Source organism: Wohlfahrtiimonas larvae (genome assembly GCF_002006755.1).
GTDB lineage: Bacteria > Pseudomonadota > Gammaproteobacteria > Cardiobacteriales > Wohlfahrtiimonadaceae > Wohlfahrtiimonas > Wohlfahrtiimonas larvae.
Genome location: NZ_MVDO01000055.1, coordinates 1 through 3,827, shown reverse-complemented (window position 1 = coordinate 3,827; position 3,827 = coordinate 1). Strand labels below are relative to the sequence as shown.

Annotated in this window: 1 protein-coding gene and 1 riboswitch; the gene reads left to right on the top strand. The window is 41.5% G+C overall.

Translation table 11 applies throughout. The features are described from left to right. The first annotated feature begins 236 nt into the window (after positions 1-236). Positions 237-338, top strand: a riboswitch (SAM riboswitch). A gap of 96 nt (positions 339-434) precedes the next feature. After that, a partial coding sequence (gene metH, locus BZK14_RS03715; RefSeq protein WP_077925245.1) for a methionine synthase occupies positions 435-3,827 on the top strand: 3,393 nt, incomplete at its 3' end.

Genomic DNA, 3,827 nt, shown 5'->3' with positions numbered 1-3,827 from the left:
GATTACCATGTGCTAGTAAGATTGCAATCGCATCATCATGGCCTGGATCACAATCTAAAATTATTTTCTTGGTCATCGTTATCACCTTGTATTGTTTAGAAGTATGCCTATCATAGCTCAGTTATATTTATAATGGTTTTGTATGCATAAAAATTTTATTCATGTCATAAAATTATCGTTTTTATCTTTGCATTTAGCCACAAACATGCTAATAATAAAACATGTTCTGCAAAGAGCACTTATCAAGAGTGGTGGAGGGATAGGCCCTGTGAAACCCGGCAACCTGAACAAAGTTTAAGGTGCTAACTCCCGCAAGTATTGTGCTTGAGAGATAAGAGGATTGGATTCTAAGGCCAACATTCTTGATAAAAATTTAAGAATGTTGGCTTTTTTAATGCCACACAAAAAGTTTTACTGAATTGAGGGATAATAAAATGGATGATTGTTTGCGTCTGTCACAACTGCTTACTGAAAGAATCTTAATTCTCGATGGCGCAATGGGGACGATGATCCAAAAACATAAATTGGATGAAAATGCATTTCGTGGGGAACGTTTTAAAGATTGGCACAAAGATCTCAAAGGCAATAATGATCTGCTCTCTTTAACACAGCCCGAATTAATTTTAAATATTCACCGTGCTTATTTAGAAGCAGGTGCGGATATCATCGAAACCAATACATTCAACTCCACAAGCATGTCCCTCGCTGATTACGGCATGGAAAATTTAGCCTATGAATTTAACTTAGTTGGTGCAAAATTAGCGAAACAAGCCACGGCTGAATTTTCTACACCTGAATCGCCTCGCTTTGTGGCAGGCACATTGGGACCAACGAGCAAAACAGCATCCATATCCCCTGATGTGAATGATCCTTCATTCAGAAATACATCCTTTGATCAATTAGTGGAAGGCTACACAGAAGCGATCAATGGATTAATCGATGGTGGCGCTGACATCATCATGGTGGAAACGATTTTTGATACTTTGAATGCAAAAGCAGCGATCTTTGCCATTGAATCGGTGTTTGAAGCACGTAATCTCCGCTTACCTGTGATGATTTCCGCAACCATTACTGATGCATCAGGCCGCACATTATCAGGCCAAACAACTGAAGCTATGTATAACTCACTTCGCCACGCTGAACCATTTTCTATGGGCTTAAACTGCGCGCTAGGTCCTGATATGCTCCGTGCATATTTAGAAGAGTTATCTCGCATTTCTGAATACCCTATTTCCGTGCATGCCAATGCAGGTTTACCGAATGCCTTCGGTGAATATGATCTAACTGCAAATGAAATGGCAAAATCTATGGAATCATGGGCGCAATCAGGCTTAATCAATATTGTAGGTGGTTGCTGTGGCACAACGCCAGAACATATTGCTGCCATTAAAAAATTAGTGTCAGGTTATGCACCAAGACAATTGCCTAAAATTCCGAAAATTACACGATTATCAGGCTTAGAAGCTTGTAACATTGAATCAGGCAAATCCTTATTCGTAAACGTTGGCGAACGCACTAATATTACAGGTTCAGCAAAATTCAAGCGCCTCATTAAAGAAGGCAACTATGCTGAAGCTTTATCCGTTGCCCGTGAACAAGTGGAAAGTGGCGCCCAAGTCATCGACATCAATATGGATGAAGGCATGCTCGATTCCAAGCAAGCCATGATCACATTCTTGAACCTCATTGCTGGCGAGCCTGACATTGTTAAAGTGCCCATCATGCTGGATTCTTCCAAATGGGAGATTTTAGAAGCAGGCTTAAAATGCGTACAAGGCAAAGCGATTGTTAACTCTATCTCCTTGAAAGAAGGCGAAGCGCTATTCATTGAACATGCAAAATTATTGAAACGCTACGGAGCGGCTGCTGTTGTGATGGCATTTGATGAAGATGGCCAAGCAGATACTTATGAACGCAAAACAGAAATCTGTGCCCGTGCTTACAAAGTATTAACAGAAAAAGTCGGCTTCCCTGCTGAAGATATCGTCTTTGATCCGAACATCTTTGCGATCGCAACAGGGATCGAGGAACACGCAAACTACGCTGTAGATTTCATCAATGCAACTGAATGGATTCATAACAATCTACCTTATGCGCATATTTCTGGTGGTGTTTCTAATGTTTCCTTCTCATTCCGTGGTAATAACCTCGTACGTGAAGCAATTCATGCTGTATTTTTGTATCATGCCATTCAAAAAGGCATGAGCATGGGCATTGTAAATGCTGGCCAACTAGCGATTTATGATGAAATCCCTGCAAAGCTTCGCAATGCAGTGGAAGCTGTCGTTTTAAATACGCATCCTGAAGCAGGTGAACAGCTTTTAGAAATTGCCCAAGAATATGCAGGGCAAGAAAGTAGTTCTGGCAAAAAAGAAGATTTAGAATGGCGTTCATTGCCAATCCAAGAACGCTTAACGCATGCACTTGTCAAAGGCATTGATACTTACATCATAGAAGATACTGAAGAAGCGCGCCAACAATTTGCGCGCCCAATTGAAGTGATCGAAGGCCCATTGATGACTGGCATGAACATCGTTGGTGACTTATTTGGCGATGGTAAAATGTTCCTGCCACAAGTGGTTAAATCTGCTCGCGTGATGAAAAAATCTGTGGCTTATTTAGTGCCATTCATTGAGGAGGAAAAAGCTGCAAGCGGTGAAACTCATGAATCCAATGGCAAAATTTTACTCGCAACCGTAAAAGGCGACGTTCATGACATTGGTAAAAATATCGTGGGCGTTGTACTCCAATGCAATAACTTTGAAGTGATTGATCTTGGCGTGATGGTACCTTGCCAAACGATTCTCGATACTGCCATTAAAGAAAATGTGGATGTAATCGGTCTATCAGGCTTAATCACGCCATCTTTGGAAGAAATGGTGCATGTGGCAAAAGAGATGCAGCGCTTAGGGTTCACTAAACCTTTAATGATTGGTGGAGCAACGACTTCCCTTTCCCATACTGCAGTTAAGATTGATCCCAACTATGACAATGCCATTGTGTATGTGAAAGATGCTTCGCGCTTTGTGGGGGTTGCGCAATCCTTAATCAGCCCTGAACTCCGTGATAATTTTGTAAAAGAGACCAAAGCACTGTATGCAACGCGCCGTGAGCTTTATTTATCTCGCCAACAAAAAGTGGATTTAATTCCCTTTGAAGATGCGAAAGCTAACCATGCGCCAATTGCTCAAAATGCAGTGAAACCATTACAATTGGGCATTCATGAAATCACTGTAGATTTACATGAATTAGTCGGCACAATTGATTGGACGCCATTTTTCTCATCTTGGCAATTGCATGGCAAATTCCCACGAGTTTTAGAAGATGAAGTTGTAGGTGAGGAAGCACGCAAAGTCTATGCGGATGCGCAAGCGATGCTCGCTAAAATCTTGGATGAAAAATGGCTCACAGCAAAAGCTCGAGTAGGTTTATTCCCTGCCAGCAATGCAGGTGAAGATACAATTTTATACACAGATGAATCCCGCACAGAAGTATTAGCAACCTTGCATCATGTTCGCCAACAAACAGAGCGCCCAGCAGGTAAACCCAATCGATCATTGGCTGACTTTGTGGGTGATGAAGATTATGTGGGCGCATTTGCTTGTACCGCGGGATTGGGCATTGAGCCATATTTAGAAGCCTTTGAAGCAAAACATGATGATTATGCATCCATCATGTTAAAAGCATTGGTAGATCGCTTTGCAGAAAGTTTTGCCGAATATCTCCATAAATTAGTACGCACAAATTTATGGGGCTATGCCAAAGATGAAACCTTGGATAATGAAGATTTAATCCGTGAAGAATACATTGGTATTCGCCCTGCACCT